This is a genomic window from Streptomyces sp. NPDC048590, assembly GCF_043199535.1.
Taxonomy (GTDB): domain Bacteria; phylum Actinomycetota; class Actinomycetes; order Streptomycetales; family Streptomycetaceae; genus Streptomyces.
The window spans coordinates 618,370-639,748 of the sequence record NZ_JBICWC010000002.1 but is presented as its reverse complement, the minus strand read 5'-3'; the positions used below and the strand labels follow the sequence as shown (position 1 = coordinate 639,748).

Below are 21,379 nucleotides of genomic sequence, written 5' to 3'. Positions count from 1 at the left end.
TGCTGCAATGGATGGCGGAGCACCCAGCCGGCACCAGGCGCGCGCTGCAAGAGATCGCCCGTCACCCGGCGGCACTGTCCGAGACACTGCTGCTCTGCCTGGCATCCGAGGATCTTGACACTCGGCGTCGCGTTGCCGCCCACCCCGCTCTGGCCCTCCCCGTCCTGGAAAGCCTCATCGACGCCCCCGACGGATCCCTCGCCCCGGACGCCGCGGCAAACCCGGCACTGCCCGAGCGAGTGATGGAACGGCTCATCACCACGAGCTCTGCGCGAGTAACGACCCGGAGTCGGTCCAATTCTGCCCCCGGGGCCTGTGCGGAGTCGTGATCAGGGCAGGGTGGCAAGTTCCGATGCGGCGGCGGTTATGGTCGGGTCATGTCAGCTGCCCCTGAATCTGCCCGCACGGCCGCTCTCACGCTGCGCCCTGCGGCACGCGCCGACCTGCCCGCGGTGCTCGCTCTGCTCGCTGACGAGGAGAGTGGTGGACCCGGCGACGCTCGTCATTGCCGAGGCGTACGAGCAGGCCTTCGCGGCGATCGACGCGGACCCGCGTAACGAAGTTCTGGTCCTGGTCGAGGGCGTCGACGACCGTGGTGACGGAGGCAGGGTGGTCGGCTGTCTGCAGGTGACGTACATCCCGGGGCTGGGCAAGGGCGGAGCTGAGCGGACCCTGATCGAGGCGGTGCGGGTCCGCGCGGACCGTCGAGGCAGCGGGCTCGGACGGATCTTGATGGGGCGCACGATCGGGAGGGCCCGCACGCGTGGCTGCGCGCTTGTCCAGCTGACGAGCAACAAGCGGCGCGAGGACGCGCACCGCTTCTATGACGGGCCGGGCTTCGCTCGCAGTCACGATGGGTTCAAGCTCGCTCTTCAGCCTCCATGAAGGCCTGGACCACCTCGGTGTCACGCCACCGGCGGGACCGGTCGTCGACCGTTGACGACCCCGAGCTCCGCCTGCATCTCACACCGCTGACTCCCGGTACGGAACCGCCGGATCGCGCCCTCGAACTGGTCCCGCAGCCGGTGCGGATACGGCCCGCACTCGCCTATCGGCAGCAACGGCTCCTCCAACACCCAATCGTCATCACCGAGTTCGCGTCTCGCCACGCGAACGTCCTACCGGGAAGCCGATCACGACTCCGCGCAGGGCGGTACAACCAGGGCCTGTCCGATGGGCCGTCCGAGCTGACGAGGGACGTGACCTACTGTTCGCTGAACGGAAGGGGTGCGCATGGCTCTCGAGACAGCCGAGGCAGAGGCGGGGATGAAGGGGATCACGTTTCCTGCCTGGCACGGAGAGCACTACGTGACCCTGGCCGAGCTACTGGTTCGCCTCGGCAGCTTCGGCCTGGACCTGACGTGGCGTGTCGAGTTCGACGAGATCGTCGATCCTCGCTGTGTCGAAATGGCGAGCAGGTCCGCCGACGCAGGGATGGACACGTTGACGCTGTTGTCGTTGACGACCCCCTCGCTGCAGTTGATCGACGCCGAAGCTCGCGGGTTCGCCGAGGACGAGCTGATGCTCGTCCTGACCGAATTCGACAGCTCGTCGTGGGATGTCCGGGCTGTCGACGAGCGCGTACTCAGGGAACTTCGCCGGCACTACCCAGGTGCCGAGGACCTCTGAATCATGCGCTTCACTGCACCGTGACGAATGGGCCTTGTCTCCGCCGACATGGTCGGGCCGGGTACGCGGCCGTCCACCAGCCTGTCGGGGCCGATCCGGCCCTCCACATCGGCGTCGGTCCGGACGGCCCGGAGATTTCGCTCCCACGTCCCGTCCGCCGACCACCTACGCCCCGTCGCCGTAGCGCCGCTCGAACTTGGCGACCTGCCCCTCCGCGTCCACCACGCGCGCCTTGCCGGTGAAGAAGGGATGGCTCTCGGCGGAGATCTCGACGTCGACGACCGGGTAGCTGTTTCCGTCGTCCCACTCGATGCTCTGCTCGCTCGACGCGGTGGACCGGGTCAGGAACGCGTAACCGGCGGACCGGTCCCGGAAGACCACGGGACGGTACGAGGGGTGCTTGGCCTGCTGCACGGCTGCTCCAGGGCTCACGGATCTCTGCGGACCCGGTCAGCCTCCCCGACGGGCGTGGGCCGCGCGATCCGCGTCGTCCGTACGGAGCACGGAGCCGTCCGCTCACCCGGTGACGGTGGCGCCGGTACCGGATGCGGAAGGCCTGGCCGGTTCGCCCGAAGGACCGCGCGCGGAGCACCTGCGCCCGCCCCCGGGTGCTCCGATCGGCTCAGCGGTTCAGTCGTCCCGCGATGCCTCCAGCGCCTGCGCCACCTGCCCGAGGAACCGCGCGTGCGCCTGCGGACTGCACAACGGCTCCGGATTCCACGGCACCCTGCGCAGAGCTCCCCCGGTCCGCGTCCAGACGGGATCGGTGACGGCGTCGAGCGGGAACGCGTTGGACCGGATGTCCGTCAGGACCAGACCAGGTTCGAGGGCGGACGCGTCCGCCCAGTCGACGGTGGCCCAGTTGACACCGGCACCATCGGGAGGGGACACCAATTCGACCCCGAGTTCCGCCAGTACGCGCAGCTCGGGCCACATCTGCGGGCGGGCGATGTACGCCTGGTCCGGGCTCGCGGGCGAGAGCGCCACCACCCTCGTGCCCGCTCCCGCGGCGGCCGCGCGCAGGCGCTCGCGAGCACCGTTCGACTCCCCCGCGGCCTCGGCCGCCGGAGCTCCGCCGAGCGAACGGGCGAGCTCGGCGAACCGCTCGGTGACGCGGTCCAGTGTGCGGGCCTGGCCGACGTCGATCACGACGACCGGTACGCGTTCCTCCAGGTGCTTGGCGGTGTCAGGGTCCAGTCCGTAGAGCTGGCCGTGTCCGTAACTGACCGCGACGACCAGGTCCGGGCCGCCGCGTAACAGCGTGTCCACGTCCAGACTGTCACCCGCGCCGCGGTAGTCCACCCGCTCCAGCGGAAGTCTGCCGGTCTTCGCCCGGTCCGGCTCCGCTCCGTCGTGCCCCGAGCCGAAGATCCCTTCCGGAAGGATCCCGTGGTCCCAGAGCGTCGCACCCGCCTGGACGTACGCGAGGATCCGGGACGGCGGGCGGTCCGCCACCGCCAGCTGCCCACGGTCGTCCGCGAAGCTCCAGGCGTTCTCGTCGGTCATGCCACTCACCCCTCCATGCCGGCGGTCCGGGCCCTCTCCCGGGCTCGCCACCCACTACCTGCCCACCCCGTCGGCTCCACACCCGTTGTCGGGCGTCCGAGATAGGTGAGCGGTCCCGGATCGGGTACGTCGATCACCTCGAATCCGAGCCGGTCGTAGAAGGCCCTGGCCGGTGAGTTGGAGGTGACCATCGAGAGATGGACGGCCTGGACGCCCTTCCCGTGAAGGGCGTCCAGGAAGGCGCCCATGAGTTCCCGGCCGAATCCCCGGCGCTGCCACGGCGGCAACAGGTCGATGTGCAGGTGGGCGGGATGGCCGTCCAGCTCGGGAAGAATCATGCGTTCGGGGCGGTACAGAAGGGCCGTCATCGCCTCGGTGAGGGTGCCGGGTTCACCGTCGGACTCGGGGAAGCGCTCCGTCACCCGGGGGATCCAGACGGTCCGGAACCGCTCGACGAACCGCCGCGTGTCCGCCGTTCCCAGGACATAGCCCACCGCGCGCCCCGAACCGTCGTCGAGGACGAAGGCCAGGTCCGGTTCGAGGTGGGCGTAGGGCTCGGCGAACAGAGCGGGCATGAGGCCGGGGTCCGGGTACAGATGGGTGCTGTCACCTCCGCCGTCCGCCGTGCGGATACAGATGTCCGCGAGAGCCTCGCGGTCGGCCGGGCGGTAGGGACGCACGTACGGGGTGCTCGTCATCGCCCCATCCTTCCCTCTTTGGGAGCGCTCCCACAAGGCCCCGGAGGGCCTCAGGAGGGTTCGCTCCCCTCCCCCGCACCGGTCCGTGCCAGCTCGACGTTGAACTGGGCACCCGCCAGGAGCGCCAGGTTGGTGAACCAGATCCAGATCAGGAAGACCACCAGCCCGGCCAGCGAGCCGTACAGCCTGCTGTAGCTGCCGATGTGCGTGGCGTAGAGCGCGAAGCCCGCGGACGCGATGAGCCAGAGCGTCGCGGCGAGGACGCCCCCGGGCAGGCCGGGCCGCACACCGCGCGCGGAGCGTGGGCCGGTGTTGAAGAGCACGACGATGAGGCAGGCGACCAGGCAGAGCAGCACCGGCCATTTGAGGCCCGCCCAGAGGGCCTCGCCGGCCTGTTCCAGGCCGAGCCGCCCGCCGAGCCAGCGTGCCAGGGGTCCGGTGAGGACGAGGGCGAAGGCGCTGGCCATCAGCAGGACGAGAAGACCCACGGCCGAGGCGACGATGATCGGCGCCTGGCGCAGCGGCGGCCTGGTGTCCTTGACGTCGTGCATGGCGTGCAGCGCGCGCCTGAAGACCGCCAGATAGCTGGAGGCGGACCAGACGGCGCTCACGCTCCCCGTGGCCACGAGGAGCCAGACCGCGGTGCGCTCGTGGGTCGCGGCTTCCAGGGGGCGGCGCAGAGCCGCCCCCGACTCGGCAGGGGCGAAGGCGGTGATGTCGGCGATCAGCGCGTTCGTCGCGCCGGGGTTCGCGAGGCCGATCACGGAGACGGTGACCAGGAGGGCCGGGAGGAGCGCGAGGATCGCGTAGTAGGTGAGGGCCGCCGCCCAGTCGGAGAGGTCGTCGTTCCACAGCGAGACGGGGGTGCGGCGCAGAGCGGTGCGCCACCGCCTCGCCGTGGTGGTGTTCCCGCCCGAGCGCGGTGGGTGGTCCGCGAGGGGGGTGGGGGTCCTGCTGGGCACGCGGGTACTCCGGGGACGTAGGAGGGCGGGGAGATGCGGACGGGCCGGGCGTCACAGCTGCTGCTCCGACGCCTCGGCCGCCCCCTTTCTCTCATGCCTCGATCCCTCGGGTGTACTCCAGGTCCGCTCAGTCGTTGACCGCCGTGAGCAGCACCACCGCGTCCTCCAGGGCCAGCAGCCCGTGCCGCTCCTGGGGGATGGGGTGCAGGCCGCCCGCCGCCAGCTCCACGTCGCCGGAACCGGCGGTGATACGGACCGCGCCCCGCAGCACCTGCAGCGATGCGGCGGGCGGCGCGTTGTGCTCGTCGAGCGCGGAGCCCGCGGTGAGCGCGATCACCGTCTGCCGCAGTGGCTCCTGGCGCAGCAGCAGGTGCGCGCTGCGCCCGTGCGCGTGGGCACGGGCCGCGGCCAGGTGCTCGTCGGCGAGAGCGTTGAGATCGTCCATGGAACCACCATGCAACAGCCCCCGCCGCCCCGCTATCCCTCCCCTCGCAGCCAGGCGGCGGCGTCGGCGGGAAGTCTGCCCGAGCCGTCGAGCGGGGCGCTGGTCAGCAGGACCGTGTCGTGGGCGGGCAGCTCCACGGGGTCCGACGAGAGGTTGACGACGCAGATCAGTCCGTGGGTGCGTGCGAACGCCAGGACGTCCGGTCCGGACGGCAGCCAGTCCAGCCGGCCGGACGCCGTCTCGCCGGGGGCCGCGGCGAAACCCGGTTCGGTGCGCCGCAGCGCCAGCGCCTCGCGGTAGAGGCTGAGCATGGACGCGGGGTCCGTCGCCTGCCGGTCGGCGGCGTAGGAGGCCCAGTCCCGCGGCTGCGGCAGCCAGGGCTCGGCGGTGGACCCGAATCCCGCGTGGGGCGCTTCGGCCGACCACGGCAGGGGCACGCGGCAGCCGTCGCGTCCGGGGTCGATGCCGCCCGAGCGCAGGTGCATGGGGTCCTGGATGCGATCGCGCGGGATGTCCGCCTCGGGCAGGCCGAGCTCCTCGCCCTGGTAGAGGTAGACCGCTCCAGGAAGCGCCAGCGAGAGGAGGGCCGCGGCGCGTGCCCGGCGGGTGCCGAGCTCCAGGTCGGTGGGGGTGCCGAAGACCTTCGCGGCGAAGTCGAAGCCGGTCTCCTCCCGCCCGTAGCGGGTGACGGTGCGCGTCACGTCGTGGTTGCAGAGCACCCACGTGGCGGGGGCGCCGACCGGGGCGTGCTCGGCGAGCGTGTCGTCGATGGAGGAGCGCAGGAGCGCGGGGTCCCAGGGGCAGGCGAGGAAGGTGAAGTTGAACGCGGTGTGCAGCTCGTCGGGGCGCAGGTAGCGGGCGAATCGCTCGGAGTCCGGCAGCCAGACCTCACCGACGAAGATGCCGTCGTACTGGTCGGCGATGGCGCGCCAGGAGCGGTAGATGCCGTGGAGTTCGTCGCGGTCGACGTAGGGGTGCGGGTCGACGCCCTCGGTGAAGTCGGGCAGCGCGGGGTCCTTGGCGAGCAGCGCGGCGGAGTCGATCCGTACGCCGGCCACCCCCCTCTCGAACCAGAAGCGCAGGACCTCCTCGTGCTCCTCGCGGACGGCGGGGTGCGCCCAGTTCAGGTCGGGCTGGCCGGGGGCGAAGAGGTGGAGGTACCACTGCCCGTCGTCGAGTCTGGTCCAGGGGGTGCCGCCGAATTCGGAGACCCAGTCGTTGGGCGGGATCTCGCCGTGTTCGCCGCGCCCCTCCCGGAAGTGGAAGAGCTCGCGCTCGGGGCTGCCGGGTTCGGCGGCGAGGGCCGCGCGGAACCAGCTGTGCCGGTCGGAGACATGGTTGGGAACGATGTCGATGATGGTGCGGATGCCCAGGTCACGAGCCTCCGCGATGAGCTTCTCCGCCTCGGCGAGGTTGCCGAACGCCGGGTCGATGGCCCGGTAGTCGGCCACGTCGTAGCCGCCGTCGGCCAGCGGGGAGAGGTACCAGGGCGTGAACCACAGGGCGTCCACGCCGAGTTCCACGAGGTACGGCAGTTTCGCTCGGACTCCCGCGAGGTCGCCGGTGCCGTCTCCGTCGCCGTCGGCGAAGCTGCGTACGTAGACCTGGTAGATGGCGGCGTCGCGCCACCACGGTGCGGTGGCCTCGGTCGGACGGATGGCTGCCACGTGACGTTCCTTTCGGGCAGGAGGTACTCCGCCCCCGGCCCGGACACGGGGCGTCGGGTGGTGGGCCGGAGGCGGAGTGCTGGTGGAGAGACGGTGGTTCGGCGGGGCGTCAGCCCTTGAGGCCGCCCGCGGTGAGACCGCTCATGATGTTGCGCTGGAAGAGCAGGAAGATGAGCAGTGTCGGCAGCGACGCGATGGTGAGCGCGGCGATGAGGACGTTCAGGGGGACCCCGTTGGAGAGTGAGTAGATGCCCACGTTGAGGGTCTGCTTGGCCGGGTCGGGCAGGGTGAGCATCGGCCAGAGGAAGTCCTTCCAGACCCCGACCACCGCGAAGATGGAGACGACACCCAGGATGGGCCGCGAGATCGGCAGCACGATGCTGCGCAGGGTGCGCATCGGTGAGGCGCCGTCGATGGCAGCGGCGTCGAGGAGTTCGCCGGGGATGGAGTCGAAGAACCGCTTCAGCAGGAAGATGTTGAAGGCGTTGGTGACCGAGGGGAGCCAGATCGCCCAGGGCGAGTTGAGCAGGTTCCGCTCGAAGATCGGCACGTCGAGGACCGTGAGGTACTGCGGGACGACGAGCACGGTCGCCGGGATCATCAGGGTGGCGAGCATCATGCCGAGGATGACCTTGCCGAAGACCGGCCGGAGCTTGGACAGCGAGTAGGCGGCCGCCACGTCGAGGACCAGCTGGAAGGCCAGCGCCCCGAAGGCGTAGTAGAGGGTGTTGAAGAGCAGCTTGGACAGGTCCATCACCGTCCACGCCTGGGTGTAGTTCTCGGTGTGGACGGACGACGGGACGAAGGTCGGCGGGCTCTGCACGACCTCCTGGGTGGCTTTGAGGCCTCCGGTGACCATCCAGTAGAGGGGGCCGAGGAACACCAGGGTGAAGGCCGCGACGACCAGGGCGAAGACGATCCAGTAGAGCGCCCTTCCCCGTGGGCGGCCGAGCTGGGCCGGTGAGATCAGGGTTCGCTGCCGGCCCCGGTCCATGTCCCGGCGCCGGCCTGCCCTGCCGCCGGCGCCGCGCCGGGAGACAAGCGTGTTGGATGCCATCGTCGTGCTCCCGTCCTAGTCTTCGCTGCTGCGGCTGAGGCGTACGTACACCGCGGAGAAGCCCGCGAGCACCACCAGCAGGACGAGCCCGAGGGCCGCGGCGCCGCCGTAGTTGTTGAAGTTGAAGGCGTACTGGTAGATGAGGTAGACGACGGTCGTGGTGGAGCCCTCGGGGCCGGCGCCGTTGGTGAGCAGGAACGGCTCGGTGAAGACCTGCATCGTCGCGATGATCTGCATGAGCAGCAGCAGCGACAGGATGAGCCTGGTCTGCGGGATGGTGACGTGCCAGATCTTGCGGAGCAGTCCGGCGCCGTCGAGTTCGGCCGCCTCGTAGAGCTCGCCGGGTATCCCCTGGAGGGCGGCGAGGTAGATCAGTGTGGCTCCGCCCATGTTCATCCACGTCGAGGCGATGACGACGGAGAGCATGGAGGTGCTGGGGTCCTGGAGCCACTGCTGGGCGGGCAGATGGAGGAATTCCAGGATGCGGTTGAAGAGCCCGTAGCCGGGGTCGTAGAAGTACTTGAAGAGCAGGACCGAGGCGACCGGCGGCAGCATGACGGGCAGGTAGACCAGCAGACGCAGATATCCCTGTGCGTGCCGGAACTCGTTGAGTACGACGGCGACGACGAACGGGACGGCGAATCCCAGGAGGAGCGCCAGGACCGTGAAGAGCAGGGTGTTGCGCCAGGCCTGCCAGAACGCCGGGTCGTTGAAGACGTAACTCAGGTTGGACCAGCCGGCCCAGGTCGTCTCGCCGTTCTCCGTCTTCTGGAAGGCCAGGACGAACTCCCGGACCATCGGGTACCAGGAGAAGAAGGAGAAGCAGAGCACCGCTCCGATCAGGAAGCCGTGCGCGGAGATGTTGCGGCGCAGGGCGCGCACGAACTCCTCGCGGCCGGAGTGCGGCCCGGAGGGGCGCTGGTCGTACCCGGGGGGCGGTGCGCTCGCCTTCCCGGTGGACAGGGTGGGGGCCGACATGGTGTCTCCTCGGTGCGGGTGCGGTCGCTCGCGGGCGACCGGTCCGGATGCGGGGCCGGGCCCGCCCGGCCCGGCCTCCGCACGTCCGTTACTGGTTCGCCAGGACCTGGTTGACCTGCTGCTCCGCGGTGTCGAGCAGCTTGTCGATGTCGGCGTTCTTGTTGGTCAGGACCGCCGACATCGCGTTGTCGAGGATCTTGTAGATCTCCTGGGCCTTCGGCGGCTCGGCCTTGCCGGCGACGGGGTTGTCCATGAATGCCTTGAAGTTCTCGACGGGCATCGTGGCGTTGGCGGCGCGGTCCGCGTCGTCCTTCGTCTTGCTCTCGCCGGTGAAGAAGTTCGGCTGCGGCAGACCGACGGGAAGCTTGTCCGCCTTGGTGCGGGCCCATTCGAACTGACCGGCACCCGGGGTCAGGTTCTTGAAGTTCAGCCACGCGACGGCTGCCTTGATTTTGTCGGGCGAACTGCCCTTCTTGATCATGTAGTTGTTGCCGCCGAACAGCGTGCCCTGGGCGCCGGGGATGGGGCCGAGACCGAAGTTCTCGTACTTCGCGCCGAGTTGCTGCACCATGTAGGCGATGTCGTCGGGTGCGGCCAGGAACATTCCGAGCTTGTCCGTGGCGATCTGCTTCTGCAGGTCGCCCCACTTGAGCAGCTGGGTCTGGCCCATGCTGTCGTCCTTCCAGCGCATGTCGTGCAGCTGCTGGAGTACCTGCTTGCCCTTGTCGTCGTTGAACGCCGCCTTCTTCCCGCTCGCGTCCACGACCTCACCACCGAGGCCGTACTGCGTGGCGGTGAAGTGCCAGCCGCCGTTGTTGCCGGCGCTGTACTCGCCGAAGCCGGCGATGCCCTTGCCGAGGGCGGCGATCTTCTTGCTCGCGGCGCGGACCTCGTCCCAGCTCGCCGGCGGGGTGTCGGGGTCCAGGCCGGCCTGCGTGAACAACTTCCGGTTGATCATGAGGCCCATGGTGTAGTTGCTGGTCGGCAGCGCGTAGAGCTTGCCGTCCTTGCGGGCGACGTCGAGCACCTGGGGCTGGATGTCCTTCAGGGCGGGGACGGACTTGTCGTTGACGTAGGCGGAGATGTCTTCGGCACCGTCGTTGTCCAGCACCTGCTGGAGGTCGGTGAAGTAGGCGTAGAAGACGTCCGGCTGCGACTTGCCCTTGAGCATCGCGGTGAAGCGCGGCGGCTCGAGGCACTGCCCAGGCGTCGACTTCCCGTCGATCTTGACGTTCGGGTACTTCTTGTTGAACGTCTTGACGTCTTCGTTCCACTCGCGCAGCTCCGCGGCCTTCGCCGTCGGCGGCATGCAGTCGATCGTCAGCGTCACCTTGGTCTTCGGGTCGAGCGGCGCGGACGGGTCGGACGAGCCGCTGCCTGAGTTGTCGTTCTCGTCGCCACTGCTGCTGCTCGTGCCGCAGGAGGCGAGGGCGGTCAGGGCGAGCGCGGTGACGACGGCGGCCGCGGAGGCACGGCGGGTACGGCGGAAGCCAGCACTTCTCATCGGTGGTCCCCTTCGGGCAAGAGCACGGAGGCCTCGGCCGACTCTCTGCCGGGGCGCGGCATACTCAACCACCGGCTTCAACCAAGCGCAATATCTCGCGCAGATTTCGTAAATGTTTGACAGCGCTCCGCATGTGACGGATGGACGACGTCAAGTCGACCCGGACCACCCGGAGACACGTCTGCCCGGCTCACACGAGGCGAGCCGGGCAGACACACACGGTCACACTCCACCTCCACGACAGAGGTGACCGAGAGACTCTCCTCGTCGCCCAGGAAGCCCGGACCGCAAGAGACGGACTTCTGGACGCAAAGAGATTACGTAGGGCCGTGGGCCCCCGCGGGGCCCGTCCGGACCCTCCCTGCGGGCCCGGACGGGCGTAGCCCCGGAGAGGGGCCCACAGGGTGCGCGGGCGCGCCCTGTGGCGCGTCCGCTACGGGTTGATGTTGATCTTGAAGGTGGAGGTCGTGTTCTTCACGTCCTGGGCGTTGCCGCTCAGCTTCAGCCCGTTGAAGGTGACTTCACCGACAGCGGGCCCCTGCCCCGCCTCCGGCATCTCGTTGGCCCACAGGCCGAAGCCGGACTTCGCGTCGAACGCGTCACCGCTCTTGCGTGCCCCGCTGATCGAGATGTCGGTGAGCACGGTGTCCTTGATCGGGAACTGCGGCTGACCGCCGACGTAGTTGGTCTGGAACATGATCCCGCTGTAGGTCGGGTCCACTATGTCCACATCCGAGATCCGGATGCCCTGGAAGACCTTGGAGGCCGAGAACAGCCAGATTCCGGGGAAGGTCTGCGCCCCCCAGAAGTGGCCTCCGGCTCGCACGACGGAGACGTTGTCGATCGCCGTGGGTCCGGTGCCGAAGCCGTTCATCGGGTAGCCGAAGTCGAGCGAGCTGACCGTGATCCCGGAGTAGACCAGGGTGTCGGCGATGTGGATGTTGCGGAAGGTGTTGTCGTAGCCGCCGTACACGGCGAGTCCCGCGGCCCGCCAGGTGAGGATGGACGTCAGGTTCTCGTAGACGTTGTTCTTCATGTCCGAGCCGCCGGCGTCGATCGCGGAGAAGAGGGCGAAGCTGTCGTCGCCCGTCGCCCGCGCCTCGTTGTTGACCACGTGGTTGTCGGTGGACCCGTTGGTCATGTTGATGCCGTCGGCGAACATGTTGCGGATACGGGAGTTCTTGATCGTGATGCTGTCGGTGTTCGCGCCCCAGTAGAGGCACACCATGTGCTCGTTCCAGATGTTGTCGATCACGATGTCCGAGACGTTGGAGAAGTCGAACACCTTGCCCGGCCCGTCGATCCGCGACGTGTAGTTGCCGAAGTACGCGAAGTTCGAGAAGGAGGAGCCCTTCGCGCTCGCCTCGGCCCGGAACCCGATGTCGGTGTTGTCCTGGGTGGACGGCGCCCGGAACCGGGTGAACCAGGGGCCGGCGCCGACGACCTTCACCGCCTTGCCGTAGACCTGGAACTTGCTGGAGGTGGCGTAGTCACCGGCGGGCAGGTAGACGCCCACCAGCTTGCCCGTGGTGTCCATCCTGACCTTGTCCAGGGCGTTCTGCACGTCCTGGTGGGTGAAACCGGCCGGCACCGTGTAGGTGGCCGGGTCCGGGTTCGCCACCTGGGTGACCTGCTCCAGGCTGACGAAGTCGATCGCGTACGTGCTGGTGTTGGCCGAGTCCTTCTGCAGCCGGATCTTGCTGCCCGCCGGAACGGTCTTGCCCAGCATGACGTTGGCCTCGTCGTAGATGTGCCGGGGCGCACCCGAGCCAGGGTCGTTGCCCGGACCGGTCTCGTTCCCGTACAGCCACGCGTACTTGGACGTGAGGTCGATGGCCTTCAGGAACGTACCGTCCACGTAGACGTTCAGCTTCGACTCGATGCCGCCGCCGCCCGCGGAGTCCGGGATGGAGAACCGGGTGACCAGGGTGTTCGTGGAGGCCCGTGTCGTGAACTCGACGTAGTTTCCCGTGCTGTCGAGGGTGACGGCCTTGCGGCCCGACGCCTCGCCCGCCACGTCGCCGACGGTTCTGTTGGGTCCGACGACCTTGGCGCCGCCGCCCGCGACCCCGTCCTCGGCCTCGTACATGTCGTACGGCATGTTGGCGCCGCGGCCGATGAACAGCGACTCGGTGCGGGTGTTGTTGGTGCGCTTCACCGGGAGTTCGTTCGCGTCGTCGGCGATCACCACCTTCGCCGTGTACGAGCCGTTGGCGGCCGTCCAGGTGCCGAGCGACACCGGCGCGGTCGTCGCACCGGCGGCGATGGCGCCGCTGTGCGAGCCGGTCAGGGTCTTCACGGTGGCACCCTTGGAGTCGGTCAGGGTGAGCGTGACGCCGTGACTGCCGCTCGCCGAGGCGATCGACCCCTGGTTCTTGAGGGCGACGGAGAAGGTGACCGTGTCACCGTCCGACGGGGAGGACGGCGAGGTCCTGACCACGTCGGCGACCAGGTCGGAGCTGGAGACCGGCTTGACGACCAGTGGCGCGGCCGCGGTGAAGCGGTTGTCGGACTCGTTCTGCTCGATGATCTCGCCGGCCGGGTCGACGGTCGCCCCCAGCGTGTAGCTGCCCGCGTCACGCGCCCCGATGCCTGCGGTGACCTGCGTGGACGCGCCGGCGGCGAGTGCTCCGACATTGGCTGTCGCGACCTTGGAGCCGCCGAGCTCGAAGTCGAGCTTGCCGGCCGGGGAGGCGACCGCGCCGGAGTTGCGGACGGTGGCCGTCAGCGTGATGGCGTCGGACTCGACGGGGGCGGCGGGCGAGGAGCCGACCGCCGTGACCTGGAGATCCGGGTTGGGGGCCGGAGCGCCCAGCACCTGGAACTCGGCGACCTGCCCTGCGCCGGAGCCGCTGTTGGAGGTGAATTTCAGCTGCACGTCGGCCACGCGGGCGGTGACGGGAATCGTCACCGTGTTGCCCGTGGCGGGGCTGAACGCGTAGTCCTTGGCGGCGGCCAGGCTCGTGAACGACGTGGCGTTCTGCTCACGTCCCAGGACCTGGATGTTCTGGGTCCTGGCCCCCCAGCTGCTGTCGGGGTTTAGCTTGACGACGACGTTCTCGGTGTCGGCGTTGGCTCCCAGCTTGACCGTGAGGGTGTTCGGGTAGCTGCCGCCCGCGCCCTCCCAGTACGTGGTGAGCGAGTTGTCGTTGGCGTTGGCCGCGACGTACGTGTGGACCACCGAGGACGCGGTGATCGGCTTGGAGACCGCGAGGTTGGAGGCCGCCGCCGTCGATCCGTTGCGCGTCACGCTGTTGCTCGCGCCGGAGGTGTTGCCCGCCGCGTCCTTGGCCCGCACGACATAGGTGACGGTCGTGGCGGCGGACTGGGTGTCGGTGTAGGTCGTGACGTCACCTGCCACGCTCTTGCGGAGCACGTTGTTGGCGTAGAGGTCGTACCCGGTGACGCCCTTGTTGTCCGTGGAGGCGTTCCAGGTCAGCTTGATCTGTCCGGCGGACGGCTCGGTGAACGCCAGGCCGGAGGGCGCGGTGGGCGCCTGCGTGTCACCGGAGGCACCCGTGCGGGTGACGGTGTTGCTGTTGCCGGACACATTGCCCGCCGCGTCCCTGGCGCGTACGTGGTAGGAGACCGTCTCGTCGGCCGGCCGGGTGTCGGTGTAGGTGGTGACTCCGCCGGCGACGCTGGTGAGCAGGTTGTTCCCGGCGTAGACGTCGTACCCGGTGACGCCGGTGTCGTCCGAGGACGCCTTCCAGGTCAACCTGATCTGCCCGGTTGCCGGCTCGGTGAACGCCAGATCCGCGGGTGCCGTCGGTGCCTGCGTGTCCCCGGAGCTCGGACCGTAGACCTCCAGCTCGGACAGCTGCCCAGCCGACTGTACGGAGTTGGCGGTGACGAGTACCCGGACGTAGCGGGTGGTGGTGGCGTCGAAGGAGATCGTCGCCGACTGCCCGCCCGCCGCGTTGAAGGTGTATGCCTTCGACGCGGTCAGGTCACCGAAGTCCGAACCGTTGGTGCTGCCCTGGATCTTCAGCGTCTGGGTGCGCTGCTCCCAGCCGTCGGGCAGGCGGAGCACCACGCGGTCGACGCGGACGGAGGAGCCCAGGTCGGCCTGGATCCACTGCGGAAGCGCGTTGTTCCGGCTCTCCCAGTAGCTGGCGCGGTTCCCGTCGTTCCCGTTGGAGGCCGCGTAGGTCTCGGTGTAGCTGCTCGCCGTGAGCGTCCTGCCCGAGGCGAGGTTGGCCGAGGACTCCCCTGCCGCCCGGACCTCCAGCTCGGAGAGCTGGGCGTTCTGCCAGCCGGTGTTGGCCGTGATGTTCACCCGCACGAAGCGGGTCTGCGTGGCCGGGAAGGAGATCCTGACCTCGTTGGAGGACCCGGGGCTGAAGGTGTACGCGGCGGAGGACTTCAGGGTCGCGAAGCTGGTGCCGTCGGCACTTCCCTGGAGCGAGAGCGTCTGCTGCCTGGTCTCCCAGCCCGCGGGAAGCTTCAGCCTCACCTCATCCACCCGGGCAGTCGCACCGAGGTCGGTCTGCACCCACTGCGGGAGGCTGCCCGTCCCTTCCCAGTACGTCGCCTGATTGCCGTCGGTCACGTTGCGGGCGACGTACTCGCCGGCACTGCTCGCGGTCGCCGTCCGTCCTGCGGCGATGTTGGGACCGTCGGCCGCCGAGGCGGTGAGCGACGGCCATCCGATCATCAGAAGACTGGTGGTGACGACGGCGGACAACGCCCGCCATCTCCAGCGTTGGGCTCTCATAGGTCCCCGATCTTCGGGCCACGACGCGGGACACGCCGAGGGCGCGGCTCTGTTGATCAGCCCGAAAGCGCTCATTTCTGCGCTTGCTGAGCTGAGTTTTGCGCTTTGCCGTCAGAGAGTTGCAGACAAGAGCCGAAGCGTCCACGGTTGGGACAGAAAAGCTAGCGCGGGCACGGAAGCACACGGCCCACCAAATGGGCTTCTGTGCACGGTATTTCACTGAGTTCTGCATACAGGACGGACAGCCCGGCAGCGCTCCACCTACGTAAGAAATTTGCGTAATAACGCAAGACCGAGGAAAGTGCCTGATCGAGGGCGTGCTCTGCGGCACACGGAAGAGCGGGGCCCGCTAAACGCGGACCCCGCTCAGTGGTGCGGCCGACCGTCGGCCTCCTGGTTCACCAGCCGGTCAGAGACCGCCGGTGTACAGGAGCCGGTCCGGGGAGCCGGCGCCCAGACCGGTCAGGACGTCCGGGGTCGCGTCCGCGGCGAGCTGGTCGGCGACCTGCTGAGGTGTCGCGTCCGGGTTCTGCTCCTTGTAGAGAGCCGCGACACCGGCGACATGCGGGCTGGCCATGGACGTACCGCTCAGCGTGGTGGATCCGCCGCCGAGCTTGGCGGACACGATGTCGACGCCGGGAGCGTACAGCCCGACACAGGTGCCCCAGTTGCTGAACGTGGCCTGACGGTCCTGCTTGTCGCTCGCGCCCGTGGCGAGCACTCCGTCCGCACGGGCCGGCGACACGTCGCACGCGTCCTGGTTCTCGTTGCCCGCCGCGACGACGGGCAGGGTGCCCTCCTCCGCCAGTGCGTTGAACGCGTCGTCGACGGCCTGGGACGCGGGACCACCGAGGGAGGCGTTGGCCACGGCGGGCTGCTCGGCGTTCTGGGCGATCCAGTCGAGACCCGCGATGATCCCGGCCCACGTGCCCGAGCCCTCGCAGTCGAGTACGCGCACCGGAACGAGCGAGGCACCGGGGGCGACCCCGTACGTCGCGCCTGCGACGGTCCCCGCGACGTGCGTGCCGTGGCCGTTGCAGTCCTCGCCGTCACGGCCGTCGCCGATCACGTCGAACCCGGAACCCACCCGGCCGCCGAACTCGCTGTGGGCGGCCTCGATCCCGGTGTCGAGGATGTACGCGGTCACTCCCTGTCCTGTGCCCGCCGCCTCGTAGGCGCCGTCCAGCGGAAGGTTCCGCTGGTCGATACGGTCCTGGCCCCAGCTTCCGGCGGCCACCCGCTGTCCCGACACCGCCTTGGCCGCGGGCGGCGAGACCGACGCCTCGCTGTTCTCCTCGACCGCCTGGACCCCGGCCGATCCGCGCACCTCCTCCAGCTGCTCGGCCGTCAGGGAGGCGGCGAAGCCGTGCAGGACCTTGCTGTACGTGAAGAGGGTGTCGACCCCGAGCTGCTCGGCCATGGCGCCCGGAGCCTGGTCCGGCGACAGGGTGACGATGTACTGACCGGGCACGGCGCGGGTGGACTTCTGCACCGGCACGAGCGTCTCGCCGGTGTCGGCCGTGGCCGTGGTGGTGCCGATCAGGGGCGCGATCAGCAGTAGAGCGGCTGGTGCCCAGCGGGCGCGCAGGCGCATACGTTCTCCCTTTGAGGTGAAGACGGGTCGCGGGCCTGGTCAGGCCCGCGACGTGCGAACACCTGACCTTTCGTCCACAACCCGGGAGGGCCTTGAGCCGCGTCAGCCGGACAGCGCAACGATCGGGGGGCGAAGGCCCGGCCGGGCGAGTGAAGATCACCTCACCATCAGCAGGACCGAGTCCGCGGGGGCCGCCTCGATCAGGTCAGCTTCTGACCTGTCACACGGCTAGCCTGCGGTCATGAACTCCTCGCAGAGACGGGCGGACACCTCGTCGGCCGACGACCGCGGCAGGAACGCGGGCGCCGGCCCGGGTACGGAGCCGCTGTTCTTCACAGGCCCCGACGAGCTGGAGCGGTGGCTGGACGGGCACCACGCCGTGACGCCCAGCCTGTGGATCAAGGTCGCGAAGAAGAGCACGGGGATCGAGACGGTCACGGCGTCCGAGATCATCGACACGGTGCTCTGCTACGGGTGGATCGACGGGCAGCGCAAGTCGCTCGACGAGACCTACTACCTCCAGCGGATCTCGCCCAGGCGGCCGGGCAGCGCGTGGTCCCTCGTCAACGTACGGAAGGTGGAGGCCCTGTCGGCCGCGGGCCGGATGCGCGAGTCCGGCGAGGCCCAGGTGCGCGCCGCGCGGGAGGACGGGCGCTGGGCCGCGGCGTACCCCTCGCAGAGGGAGGCCACCGTGCCCGCCGACCTCGCGGCGGCGCTGGCCTCCGAGCCCCGGGCCGCCGATCACTTCGAGACGCTCGGCAGGACGGAGCGCTACCTGGTGGTCCTGCACCTGCTTGCGGCGAGGACGCCCGGGCTCAGGGCGCGGCGTCTGGACCGGGCGATCACGAAGCTGGCGTCGGGGCAGACGCCCCGGCCCTGACGGCCACCCGCCTCAGTCGGCGGCGATCCCGAGCAGCTCGGGCTTCTCGGCCAGTTCGGCGAACCGGCCGGCCGGGTCCGGGATCAGCCGACGGGCCTTCAGATCGAGGATCCCGCCGACCCCGGTGATCTCCGCCGCCACAGCGCCGTCCTCCTTGATGATCTGCTGCCGGATGCCGAAGGTCTTGCGTGCGCCGTGGAGCAGTTCGCAGGTGACGCGCACCCGCTCTCCACCGGGCAGCTCCCGTAGGTACTTCACCGTCACCTCCAGCTGCACCGGACCGATTCCGTGGTCCAGGAGCTTCTCCTGAGGCAATCCCGCCTCGCGGAGGAGTTCCCAGCGCGCATGCTCGGCGTACTGCAGGTAGACCGCCTGGTTGAGATGGCCCTGGGTGTCGAGTTCGTAACCACGCACCGTGACACCGACGAAGTAGGTCATGCATCGCGGAACGCCGTCGCTTACCCGTGCATTCCCGGGATCACCCGCACGCCGAACCTCTTTACGGACCTGTCATGCCCCGGTAACTTCCTCGATGCAAGAGATTGCAGCAAGTCTCTGACAGGACTTTCTGTCAGGGTGCACCACTCGCCCGAACCCCGAGGCGCGTCCGGGTTCTCCGGCGGGATCATGACGGCCGCTCCTGGTGAGCGGCCGTGCTGTCGGCAGTCGCGGCCCACCCGCCCGCGGCCCTCCCCTGGAGACACACGAATGAGACGCACCCCTGTCCGGCTGCTCGGCCGCCCCGCGGCCGCGGCCGTCGCGGCGACGGTGATGCTGGGCCTCCTCACCCCCGCACCGGAGCCTCCGGGCGCCGGATCCGCCGTTCCGGCGGCCGCGTCGGAGTCCTCGGCCACCGTCTTCTACTACACCAAGACCAAGAACTGGTCGTCCTACAAGCTGCACTACGCCCCCGACGGCGGGGCCTGGACCACCGTCCCCGGTGTGGTCATGGAACCCGCCTGCACGGACTGGGTGAAACGCACCGTCGACCTGGGTGGCGCTTCCGGTCTGTCCGCGACGTTCAACAACGGCGCCGGGGTGTGGGACAACAACGCCGGCAAGAACTACGCCCTGGGCACCGGTGCGATCACCGTCAAGGACGGTGTGGTGGCCCACAGCGACCCGTGTGCGGAGGCCGGAACCGATCCGGAGGAGGAGGCGGCCGGCACCGCTTCGGTCTACTACTCGACGGCCACGGTCGGCTGGACGACGACCAACCTCCACTACCAGCCGGCAGGCGGATCGTGGACCACCGTGCCCGGAGTGGGCATGGAGCCGGCCTGCACGGGCTGGGTCAGGAAGACGGTCGGGCTCGGCGCGGCCACCTCGATGCTGGCCACCTTCAACAACGGCAACGGAGTCTGGGACAACAACAACGGGAGCAACTACACGCTTCCCACCGGCCTCACCACGGTGAAGGACAGGAAGGTGACGACGGGCGCCAAGGACCCGTGCGCCGCCGAGGCACCGGACACCGAGGCGCCGACAGCCCCCGCCGAGGTGGCGGCAGGCGCGGACGGGGTGTCCGTCGTGGTGACCTGGGAGCCCTCCACGGACGACCGGGGAGTGACGAAGTACCAGGTCACCCGTGCCGGTGGGACGAAGGGCACGGTGGTCAGCGACGTCGGCTCCACGGTCTTCTCGGACACCGGCCTAGAGGCCAGGACGGAGTACCGTTACACCGTCAGAGCGGTCGACGCCGCCGGGAACGTCTCGGCAGCCTCCGCCACGGCCACCGTGACGACCGGGGACAAGTCGACGGCCCCCGCCGCCGGGAAGCCCCTGGGCACGGACCCGCGCAAGGACCCGATCTACTTCGTGCTCACCGCCCGTTTCAACGACGGCGACCCGACGAACGACCGGGGCGGCAGCCAGCACACCAAGTCGGGGAACGCCGCCAACGACGACCCCATGTTCCGGGGCGACTTCAAGGGCCTGATCGAGAAGCTCGACTACATCAAGGGCCTCGGCATGTCCGCGGTCTGGATCACCCCCGTGGTCCTGAACCGGTCCGACTACGACTACCACGGCTACCACGGCTACGACTTCTACAAGGTCGACGCCCGGCTGGAGTCCGCCGGCGCCTCGTACCAGGACCTCATCGACGCGGCGCACGCCAAGGGCATGAAGATCTACCAGGACGTCGTCTACAACCACTCCTCACGGTGGGGTGCCAAGGGGCTGTTCACCCCGAAGACGTACGGCGTGCGCGACGCCCAGTGGAGCTGGTACTACGACGAGAGGAACGACGGCTTCGAGTACGACGGTCTGAGCGTCGAGACCAAGTCCGGGAAGTCGTACTACAACGGTGACCTGTGGTCCACGGCCGAGCCCGCGGGCAACACCTGTGTCAACTGGGGCACTCCGACGCAGTACACGTCGCCGGAGGGCTATCGGATCTACAACTGCCAGTGGCCCAACCCCACATCGGGCATGTTCCCGAAGGCGTACTACCACAACTGCTGGATCGGCAACTGGGAGGGCGAGGACTCGCGTTCGTGCTGGCTGCACGACGACCTCGCCGATTTCAACACCGAGAGCGCGCCCGTGCAGAACTACCTGATCGGCGCCTACGACAAGTACATCGACATGGGTGTCGACGGCTTCCGCGTCGACACGGCGGTGCACATCCCCCGGACGACCTGGAACCGCCGTTTCCTCCCGGCCATCCAGGAACGCGTGACGCAGCGGTTCGGCGCCGAGGCCGCCGAGAACTTCTTCGTCTTCGGAGAGGTCGCCGCCTTCGTCAACGACAAGTGGAACCGCGGTTCGGTCAACCACTCGGCGCAGTTCTACACCTGGAAGGAGCGCAAGGAGTACGACGCGGACGACGGGAAGGCCGCGCTCGAGATGTACGACTACGAGCAGCAGCAGGGCACCGCTTCCCAGCCCACGTCGACGAACGCGTTCCTGAACGGCAACAGCTACCACACCCCGGACCACAGCAAGTTCTCCGGGATGAACGTCATCGACATGCGGATGCACATGAACTTCGGTGACGCGAACAACGCGTACAGCAACGGCAAGGACTCGGACGACAGTTACAACGACGCCACGTACAACGTCGTGTACGTCGACAGTCACGACTACGGCCCCAACAAGAGCAGTGAGCGTTACGCGGGCGGCACCGACGCCTGGGCCGAGAACATGTCGCTGATGTGGACGTTCCGGGGCATCCCCACGCTGTACTACGGCTCCGAGATCGAGTTCCAGGCCGGCAAGAAGATCGACTGCGGACCCACCTGTCCGCTGGCGACGACCGGGCGCGCCTACTTCGGGGCCCACCTGGCGGGCGAGGTCCAGGCCTCGGACTTCGGCACGGTCTCCTCGGCGTCCGGCGCCGTCGCCGGCACTCTGGCGAAGCCGCTGGTCAAGCACGTGCAGCGACTCAACCAGATCCGGCGGGCCGTGCCCGCCCTCCAGATGGGGCAGTACTCCACCGAGGGCATCACCGGCTCGATGGCGTACAAGCGGCGGTACACCGACACCGCGAGCGGCGTCGACAGCTTCGCGCTGGTGACGGTCACGGGCGGGGCCACCTACACGGGCATCCCCGACGGCACCTACAAGGACGCCGTGACGGGTGACACCAAGGTGGTGAGCGGGGGCACGCTGACGGTCGCGGCGCCCGGGAAGGGCAACCTGCGGGTGTACGTCCTCGACCTGGGTGGCTCGAACGCGGCCCCGGGGAAGATCGGGACGGCGGGCCCGTACCTGAAGTGATCATGACGCGGCCGGTCAC

At 69.0% G+C, this 21,379-nt stretch carries 16 protein-coding genes; 4 read left to right on the top strand and 12 right to left on the bottom strand.

Going from position 1 to position 21,379, the window contains the following annotated elements; all coding sequences use genetic code 11:
* Positions 1-483: 483 nt before the first annotated feature.
* Both ACGFNN_RS07130 and ACGFNN_RS07125 read left to right on the top strand, forming a co-directional pair.
* Positions 484-885 (top strand): GNAT family N-acetyltransferase, encoded by a 402-nt coding sequence (locus ACGFNN_RS07130; RefSeq protein ID WP_393553696.1) that lies wholly within the window; start codon positions 484-486, stop codon positions 883-885.
* 348 nt (positions 886-1,233) lie between these two features.
* The gene (locus tag ACGFNN_RS07125) at positions 1,234-1,629 is read left to right on the top strand and encodes a hypothetical protein (protein WP_362666951.1); all 396 of its coding nucleotides are present in this window, start codon (positions 1,234-1,236) and stop codon (positions 1,627-1,629) included.
* Between the two features lie 165 nt (positions 1,630-1,794).
* Here the strand turns inward: ACGFNN_RS07125 and ACGFNN_RS07120 are convergent, their stop codons facing one another.
* The 11 genes from ACGFNN_RS07120 to ACGFNN_RS07070 all read right to left on the bottom strand — a co-directional run bounded on the left by ACGFNN_RS07120 (position 1,795) and on the right by ACGFNN_RS07070 (position 16,757).
* Positions 1,795-2,043, bottom strand: a complete 249-nt coding sequence (locus ACGFNN_RS07120; protein WP_362543800.1) for a type B 50S ribosomal protein L31 — start codon at positions 2,041-2,043, stop codon at positions 1,795-1,797.
* Positions 2,044-2,259: 216 nt separating this feature from the next.
* On the bottom strand, positions 2,260-3,135 hold the full coding sequence (locus ACGFNN_RS07115; RefSeq protein ID WP_393553695.1) for an ABC transporter substrate-binding protein: 876 nt from the start codon (positions 3,133-3,135) through the stop codon (positions 2,260-2,262).
* A gap of 5 nt (positions 3,136-3,140) precedes the next feature.
* The gene (locus ACGFNN_RS07110) at positions 3,141-3,833 is read right to left on the bottom strand and encodes a GNAT family N-acetyltransferase (RefSeq protein ID WP_393553694.1); all 693 of its coding nucleotides are present in this window, start codon (positions 3,831-3,833) and stop codon (positions 3,141-3,143) included.
* Between the two features lie 50 nt (positions 3,834-3,883).
* Positions 3,884-4,795 (bottom strand): YihY/virulence factor BrkB family protein, encoded by a 912-nt coding sequence (locus ACGFNN_RS07105; RefSeq protein ID WP_393553693.1) that lies wholly within the window; start codon positions 4,793-4,795, stop codon positions 3,884-3,886.
* A gap of 127 nt (positions 4,796-4,922) precedes the next feature.
* Entirely contained in the window at positions 4,923-5,240 is a 318-nt protein-coding gene (locus ACGFNN_RS07100; protein ID WP_362666964.1) for a cupin, read from the bottom strand.
* 32 nt (positions 5,241-5,272) lie between these two features.
* Positions 5,273-6,907 (bottom strand): glycoside hydrolase family 13 protein, encoded by a 1,635-nt coding sequence (locus tag ACGFNN_RS07095; RefSeq protein WP_393553692.1) that lies wholly within the window; start codon positions 6,905-6,907, stop codon positions 5,273-5,275.
* A gap of 109 nt (positions 6,908-7,016) precedes the next feature.
* Entirely contained in the window at positions 7,017-7,964 is a 948-nt protein-coding gene (locus ACGFNN_RS07090) for a carbohydrate ABC transporter permease (RefSeq protein WP_362666970.1), read from the bottom strand.
* Positions 7,965-7,979: 15 nt separating this feature from the next.
* Positions 7,980-8,942 carry a carbohydrate ABC transporter permease gene (locus ACGFNN_RS07085; protein ID WP_393553691.1) on the bottom strand — a complete coding sequence of 321 codons (963 nt, stop codon included), beginning with the start codon at positions 8,940-8,942 and terminating at the stop codon, positions 7,980-7,982.
* 88 nt (positions 8,943-9,030) lie between these two features.
* The gene (locus tag ACGFNN_RS07080; RefSeq protein ID WP_393553690.1) at positions 9,031-10,446 is read right to left on the bottom strand and encodes an extracellular solute-binding protein; all 1,416 of its coding nucleotides are present in this window, start codon (positions 10,444-10,446) and stop codon (positions 9,031-9,033) included.
* Between the two features lie 433 nt (positions 10,447-10,879).
* On the bottom strand, positions 10,880-15,163 hold the full coding sequence (locus ACGFNN_RS07075; RefSeq protein ID WP_393553689.1) for a discoidin domain-containing protein: 4,284 nt from the start codon (positions 15,161-15,163) through the stop codon (positions 10,880-10,882).
* 409 nt (positions 15,164-15,572) lie between these two features.
* Complete coding sequence (locus tag ACGFNN_RS07070; protein ID WP_393553688.1) at positions 15,573-16,757, bottom strand: S8 family peptidase; 1,185 nt, start codon at positions 16,755-16,757, stop codon at positions 15,573-15,575.
* 241 nt (positions 16,758-16,998) lie between these two features.
* Between ACGFNN_RS07070 and ACGFNN_RS07065 the strand changes: the two genes are divergently transcribed.
* Positions 16,999-17,637 (top strand): YdeI family protein, encoded by a 639-nt coding sequence (locus tag ACGFNN_RS07065; RefSeq protein WP_393553687.1) that lies wholly within the window; start codon positions 16,999-17,001, stop codon positions 17,635-17,637.
* Positions 17,638-17,649: 12 nt separating this feature from the next.
* Here ACGFNN_RS07065 and ACGFNN_RS07060 read toward each other — a convergent pair whose 3' ends face one another.
* Positions 17,650-18,075: an acyl-CoA thioesterase gene (locus ACGFNN_RS07060; RefSeq protein WP_393553686.1), complete on the bottom strand. Its 426-nt coding sequence runs from the start codon at positions 18,073-18,075 to the stop codon at positions 17,650-17,652.
* Positions 18,076-18,345: 270 nt separating this feature from the next.
* On the opposite strand from ACGFNN_RS07060, the gene ACGFNN_RS07055 reads away from it, so the two are divergent.
* On the top strand, positions 18,346-21,360 hold the full coding sequence (locus ACGFNN_RS07055; RefSeq protein ID WP_393553684.1) for a carbohydrate binding domain-containing protein: 3,015 nt from the start codon (positions 18,346-18,348) through the stop codon (positions 21,358-21,360).
* Positions 21,361-21,379: the final 19 nt, after the last annotated feature.